We start from the raw sequence: 6,239 nt of genomic DNA, 5'->3' as shown, positions 1-6,239 counted from the left end.
TCGACCGTGAAGATCGCCTTCCAGTCCGGCGACACCGCACCGGTCGTCTCGCAGGTGCCGGTGCTCGACAACACCGAGAAGTACTACAACGGCCTGGTGCCGACGCCGCAGGCGACGCCGACCATGGTGGCCACCCCGATGGCGACCCCCGGCGCCACGCCCACACCGTGACGCACTGAACCGCACGAACAGGCGCCCGGCTCCGACGAGCCGGGCGCCTGTTCGTGTCCGGGTCAGTCTTCGAACCGGTACCCCAGCCCGCGCACGGTCACGACCATCGCCGGCTCCGCCGGGTTCTCCTCGATTCGCGAGCGGATGCGCTTGATGTGCACGTCGAGGGTCTTGGTGTCGCCGAAGTAGTCCGCGCCCCAGACGCGGTCGATGAGCTGGCCGCGGGTGAGCACCCGGCCGGCATTGCGCATGAGCACCTCGAGCAGCTCGAATTCCTTGAGGGGCATGGAGATCTCCTCGCCGGCGACGGTCACCGCATGCCGGTCCGCATCGAGGGTGACCCGGCCCGCACGCAGCACGTCGGGCTCGAGCTCCTCGTCCGCCACCTCGGCGCGCCGCAGCACCGCCCGCATCCTCGCCAGCAGTTCCCGGGTCGAGTAGGGCTTCGTCACATAGTCGTCGGCGCCGAGTTCGAGTCCCACCACGATGTCGATCTCCGAGTCCTTCGCCGTGAGCATCACGATCGGCACCTTCGAGGTCGCGCGGATCTGCCGGCAGACCTCGGTGCCGGACATGCCGGGCAGCATGAGGTCGAGCAGGATGATGTCCGCACCCTCCTCGCGGAAGGCGCGCAGCGCCTCGTTGCCGTCCTCCGCCACGCGCGTCTGGAATCCCTCGTGGCGCAGCAGGTACGCCAGCGGCTCGGCGAGATCCGGCTCGTCCTCCACGATCAGCACCTGGGTCATCGTCACTCTCCGTCTGTCTTGCTCTTGATCTTCTTGGGCTTCTTCGGCTTCTTCGCGTTCGGGTCGGCGCGCGGCAGGCGGATCGTGAACGTCGCCCCCTGGCCGGGCTTGGACCACAGCCGCACCTCCCCGCCGTGGCGCTGCACCGCGTGCTTGACGATCGACAGGCCGAGGCCCGTGCCGCCCGTGCGGCGGGAGCGCGCCTGGTCGGCGCGGTAGAAGCGCTCGAAGACGCGCTCCTGGTCGGCGGGAGCGATACCCGAGCCGCGGTCGGTCACCGAGATCTCGACGGCCGCGCCGGCATCCTTCACGCCGATGCCCACGCTCGAGCCCGCGGGTGAATAGGCGACCGCGTTGGCGACGAGGTTGCCGACCGCGTCGACGAGCACGCGGGAGTCCCCCGGCACGTGCAGCCCGGTCGCTCCTCCGACGACGATCCGCACGTCGGCCGCCTCCGCGGCGACGGTGTGCGCCGCGACCGCGGATGCCACCACGTCGTCGATCGACACGTCCGTGACGCGCATCGCCTCGTCGGCGCCCTGCAGTCGCGACAGGTTCATGACCCGGTCGGTGAGCGTGACGAGACGCTCGGTCTCGGCCTGCAGGCGCGCTCCGAACGCCCTGACCTGGTCGGGATCCTCCGCCGCCGCCTGGATGGCCTCGGCGAGCAGGCTCACGGATGCGACCGGGGTCTTGAGCTCGTGGCTGGTGTTCGCCACGAAGTCGCGCCGCATCTGCTCCATGCGCTCCTGAGCCGTGACGTCGCGCATGAGCAGCAGCACGAGCCGCGGCGAGATCGCCCGGGCCGTGACGATCACCGAGCGCTCCTCGACCGGCGGCGTGCTGCGGCGGAGCGTGAGCGTCACGGGGTCCGAGGCCGTTCCGCTGCGCGCGCCGTGCGCCAGAGCGCGCAGTTCGGGCACCGGAACCGAGGCACCGTCGGTGAGCCCGAACACCGCGGCCGCCGCCGACGAGCCCATCACCGTCGCGGACGCGTCCACGACGACGGCCGGTTCGGCGATGGCGGCGAGCATCGCCGCGGCGCTCTCCGACAGGCGCGGCGAGGCCTCTGCCAGCGCCCGGTCGCGGGCGCGGTAGGCCGCCACGACGACCAGCGCCGCCGCCACGCCCATGATCACCCCGACCAGCAGCGACAGCAGTGCGAGCTGGGGCGTGTCCATGTGACCAGAGTAGGGGCGCCACGCACCCGCAACCGGCCGGAAAGACCCGGTACGGGCGGGCGGCGCCGAGAGTTCATCGCTGCGGCACCATTCGTTAACCTTGCGCCTGTTGAATGCCGGTGAACCCGTACCGAACAGGAGTGGTGCATTCGATGCGCGAAGTCTTCCATCAGTCCCTCGAGGACGTCCAGTCACGACTCGTCGAGATCGCCGAACTCGTCACTGTCGCCATCGAGAAGGCGACGACCGCCTTCGGCACGAGCGACGTGGCACTCGCCGAGGAGGTCATCGACGCGGACAGCGTGATCGACGTGAAGGCGAACGAGCTCGACGAGCTGGCCATCGAGATCCTGGCCCGTCAGCAGCCGGTCGCCCGTGATCTGCGCATCGTCGTGTCGGCGCTGCGGGTGAGCGCGTCGCTGGAGCGCATGGGCGACAACGCCGAGCACATCGCCCAGCTGACCCGCATGCGCTTCCCGGAGCGCGCGATCCCGAAGGGCCTGAAGTCCACCTTCACCAAGATGGGCGAACTGGACGTCGAGGTCGCGCGGGTGCTCACCGACCTGCTGCGCACGCAGGACCTCACCCTCGCCGATGCGATCCGCAACGCCGACGACGACATCGACGAGCTGCACGCCAGCGTCTTCGAGAAGGTGCTCAGCGACAGCTGGCGCGGCGAGGCCGGCGCGACGGTGGATGCCACCCTCGCCAGCCGCTACCACGAGCGCTTCGCCGACCACGCCGTCTCCGTCGCGAAGAAGGTCGTGTACCTGGCCACCGGCGACTGGAACGCCGACACCGACGCGCTCGCGGACTGAGTCCGCGACTCGGACGACGAAGACGGATGCCGCACGGGGCGGCATCCGTCTTCGTGTGTTTCCGGGCCGGGGCTACTTCGAGCCCTGCGCGGCGACCGCGGCGGCACCCGCGGCCGCAGCCTCCGGGTCGAGATACTCGGCCGGGCCGATCGGCTGCAGGTTCTCGTCGAGGCGGTAGACGAGCGGGATGCCGGTGGGGATGTTCAGCTCGGCGATGTCCGCGTCGCTGATGCCGTCGAGGTGCTTGACAAGACCGCGCAGCGAGTTGCCGTGCGCGGTGACCAGCACCGTCTTGCCGGCCCGCAGGTCGGGGACGATGTCACTGTGCCAGTACGGCAGCATGCGGTCGATGACGAGGCTCAGCGACTCGGTGCGCGGCAGTTCGCCGTCCATGCCGGCGTAGCGCGGGTCGTTCACCTGGCTGAACTCGGACGCGTCGGACAGCGGCGGCGGCGGCACGTCGAACGAGCGACGCCACAGCATGAACTGCTCGCTGCCGAACTCCTCGAGGGTCTGCGCCTTGTCCTTGCCCTGCAGCGCCCCGTAGTGGCGCTCGTTCAGGCGCCACGAGCGCTTGACCGGGATCCACAGGCGGTCGGCGGCATCCAGCGCGATGTTCGCGGTCTGGATCGCGCGGCTCAGCACCGAGGTGTGCAGCACGTCGGGCAGGATGCCGGACTCGGCGAGCAGCTCGCCGCCGCGCCGGGCCTCGGCCTCGCCCTGGTCGGACAGACGCACGTCCACCCATCCGGTGAACAGGTTCAGCTGGTTCCACTCGCTCTGCCCGTGGCGCAGCAGGATCAGGGTGTAAGTCATGCCCCCAATGGTAGCGGCGGCGCGTTTCCGCTGAGTTCCCGCCTGAGATGATGGATGCCATGGTGCGGGGACACGTCGGGCAGATCACGCGCGGCACCACCGGCACCAATCGGCTGCGTCGCGTCGACCGCTGGATCGCGCGGCACCACGTGCTGCGCCGCGCCGACGCAGGCCCGCTCGTGGTCGATCTCGGGTACGGGGCCAGCGCGGTGACGGCGCTCGAGTTGTGGTCGCGCCTGGCCGCCGTCCGCGCGGATGCCGAAGTTCTGGGCCTGGAGATCGACCCGGCCCGCGTCATCCGGGCCACGAAGCAGCTCGAGGCCGTACGGTCGGGCACGACCGGGTTCGCACCCGGAGCGGCCGTGTCGTTCGCCCGGGGAGGGTTCGAGGTGCCGGCGCCGCGCCGCCCCGCGGTCATCCGCGCGTTCAATGTGCTGCGGCAGTACGACGAGGCCGAGGTGCCGGCCGCGTGGGGCCGCATGGCGTCGCGACTCGCCGCCGGCGGCATGCTCGTCGAGGGGACCTGCGACGAGATCGGCCGGGTGTCGACATGGATCGAGGTGGGTCCGGATGCCGCGCCGCGCAGCCTGACGATCTCGCTGCGGCTGGCGGGATTGGAGCATCCGTCGATCGCGGCCGAGCGTCTGCCCAAGGCGCTCATCCACCGCAATGTGCCGGGCGAAGGGGTGCACGCGCTGCTGCAGGCGCTGGATGCCGAGTGGGAGCGCGCGGCCGTGGTCGCCCCGTTCGGTCCGGTGCACCGCTGGCGCACGGCGCTGCGCGCGATGCGGGATGCCGGCTGGCCGCTTCTCCACCAATCCCGCTGGCGCCTCGGCGAGCTCACCGTCCCCTGGGACGTCGTCCGTCCCGCCCTGCGCGAACCCTGACTGAAATACGCGAACCCTGACCGGAACACGCCCTGGACCCGCATTTCGGTCAGGGTTCGCGTATTCGGGTGAGGGTTCGCGGTGAGGTGGGCTTCGCGCGGAGGGTCAGGCCGGGACCGCGGTGGTGGCCATCACCAGCAGCTGCGGGTCGGAGAGGTCCAGGTTCACCGTGATCGCGGAGAACGCGGCCAGCGACTCGACATGGGTGCCGCCGCACAGGATGCGCGCCTCGCCCTCGGGAAGGGTGCAGCACCAGGTGCGCCGGTCGGTGATCTCGGGGCCGCCGACCTCGATGCGGCTCGTGGCGGCGGCACCCTGCGCGACCCACCGGGCGAGCGTGGCGTTGATCGCCGCTTCGCGCTCGGCGAGCGTCGCGGCGAGCGTCTCGGTGTCGAAGCCGGCCTTGCGCAGGCTCTTGCCGAGCCGGTACTCGTCGACGCTGCCGTCGAGGAGGATGCGGCTCGACTGGTTCGCGCGGGCGTCGAACGCGGGCGCGCCGAGTGCGTCCGCACCGGCGTCCTTGCGCCACAGGTCGGCGACGGCGGCGTCGAGAGCGAGGGATGCCAGGTGGCATGCGCTGTGTCCGCGGGACAGGGCCTCGCGGCGGTCGCGGTCGACAGCCGCGGTGACGCCGGCGCCTTCGGTCAGCCAGGCGGGTGCCGTGACCGCGTCGAGCCGATGGGCGACCAGCCAGATCCAGCCCGGGGTGCCGCGGCGCACCGGGATGTCGGCGCCGGCCGCGAACTCGCCTTGGTCCGACAGGGCGGCCATCACCGTGTCGACGATCGCGGCCGACTCCGTGCCGGCGGAGAGCACACCGGTGTCGCCGGGCTGATCCGGCCAGGTGTGGTCGACGGGGTGGAACGGGGTCTCGTCGAGCACCACGAGGGCTCCGGCTTCGGCATCCGACACCCAGAGGACGATCGCGGGTCCCGCGGTGGCGCCGGCGGGGAAGGTGATCCGGGTGGCCGTGAGGAGGGCGCTGCTCACGCGGTGACCACCTGGGCGGTGCCGGGGGCGGCATCCGGGCCCATCTCGTCGGCGATGCGGTTCGCCTCGGCGATGAGGGTGGCGACGATCTCGGCCTCGGGCACGGTCTTGACGACCTGGCCCTTGACGAAGATCTGTCCCTTGCCGTTGCCGGAGGCGACCCCGAGGTCGGCCTCACGGGCCTCGCCCGGGCCGTTCACGACGCAGCCCATGACCGCGACGCGCAGCGGGACGGTCATGTCCTTGAGGCCCTCGGTGACGGCATCCGCGAGCGAGTACACGTCGACCTGGGCCCGGCCGCACGAGGGGCACGACACGATCTCGAGCTTGCGCTCGCGCAGGTTCAGCGACTGCAGGATCTGGTGCCCGACCTTCACCTCTTCGGCGGGGGGCGCGGAGAGCGAGACGCGGATCGTGTCGCCGATGCCCTCGGCGAGCAGGATGCCGAACGCCGTCGCCGACTTGATGGTGCCCTGGAAGGCGGGGCCGGCCTCGGTGACGCCGAGGTGCAGCGGCCAGTCGCCCATCTCGGCGAGGAGGCGGTACGCCTTCACCATGACGATCGGGTCGTTGTGCTTGACCGAGATCTTGAACTCGTGGAAGTCGTGCTCCTCGAAGAGGGACGCCTCC

The 6,239-nt window shown here is 71.1% G+C and carries 7 protein-coding genes; 2 read left to right on the top strand and 5 right to left on the bottom strand.

All coding sequences use genetic code 11. The annotated features are described in order from the left end of the window. Positions 1-233 precede the first annotated feature (233 nt). Positions 234-917: a response regulator transcription factor gene (locus tag VJR25_RS11515; RefSeq protein ID WP_324115112.1), complete on the bottom strand. Its 684-nt coding sequence runs from the start codon at positions 915-917 to the stop codon at positions 234-236. A gap of 2 nt (positions 918-919) precedes the next feature. Beyond that, entirely contained in the window at positions 920-2,098 is a 1,179-nt protein-coding gene (locus tag VJR25_RS11510; protein WP_324115111.1) for a sensor histidine kinase, read from the bottom strand. Positions 2,099-2,250: 152 nt separating this feature from the next. On the opposite strand from VJR25_RS11510, the gene phoU reads away from it, so the two are divergent. Then, a complete protein-coding gene (gene phoU / locus VJR25_RS11505) occupies positions 2,251-2,916 on the top strand; it encodes a phosphate signaling complex protein PhoU (protein WP_324115110.1) in 666 nt (221 codons plus the stop codon). Between the two features lie 72 nt (positions 2,917-2,988). Here phoU and VJR25_RS11500 read toward each other — a convergent pair whose 3' ends face one another. Next, positions 2,989-3,732, bottom strand: a complete 744-nt coding sequence (locus VJR25_RS11500) for a phosphoglyceromutase (protein ID WP_324115109.1) — start codon at positions 3,730-3,732, stop codon at positions 2,989-2,991. A gap of 59 nt (positions 3,733-3,791) precedes the next feature. Here VJR25_RS11500 and VJR25_RS11495 point away from each other — a divergent pair, with 59 nt between their 5' ends. Then, positions 3,792-4,619, top strand: a complete 828-nt coding sequence (locus tag VJR25_RS11495) for a class I SAM-dependent methyltransferase (protein WP_324115108.1) — start codon at positions 3,792-3,794, stop codon at positions 4,617-4,619. A gap of 105 nt (positions 4,620-4,724) precedes the next feature. Here the strand turns inward: VJR25_RS11495 and VJR25_RS11490 are convergent, their stop codons facing one another. Continuing rightward, positions 4,725-5,609 (bottom strand): hypothetical protein, encoded by an 885-nt coding sequence (locus tag VJR25_RS11490; protein ID WP_324115107.1) that lies wholly within the window; start codon positions 5,607-5,609, stop codon positions 4,725-4,727. Beyond that, positions 5,606-6,239: flavodoxin-dependent (E)-4-hydroxy-3-methylbut-2-enyl-diphosphate synthase (locus VJR25_RS11485; protein ID WP_324115106.1), on the bottom strand; the 634-nt coding region annotated here is incomplete at its 5' end. The genes VJR25_RS11485 and VJR25_RS11490, both read right to left, overlap by 4 nt.

Origin of the sequence: Microbacterium sp. (assembly GCF_035277845.1) — a bacterium.
Lineage (GTDB): Bacteria > Actinomycetota > Actinomycetes > Actinomycetales > Microbacteriaceae > Microbacterium.
Note: the sequence above shows the minus strand (reverse complement) of the source record. Positions and strands in the feature narration are given on the sequence as shown.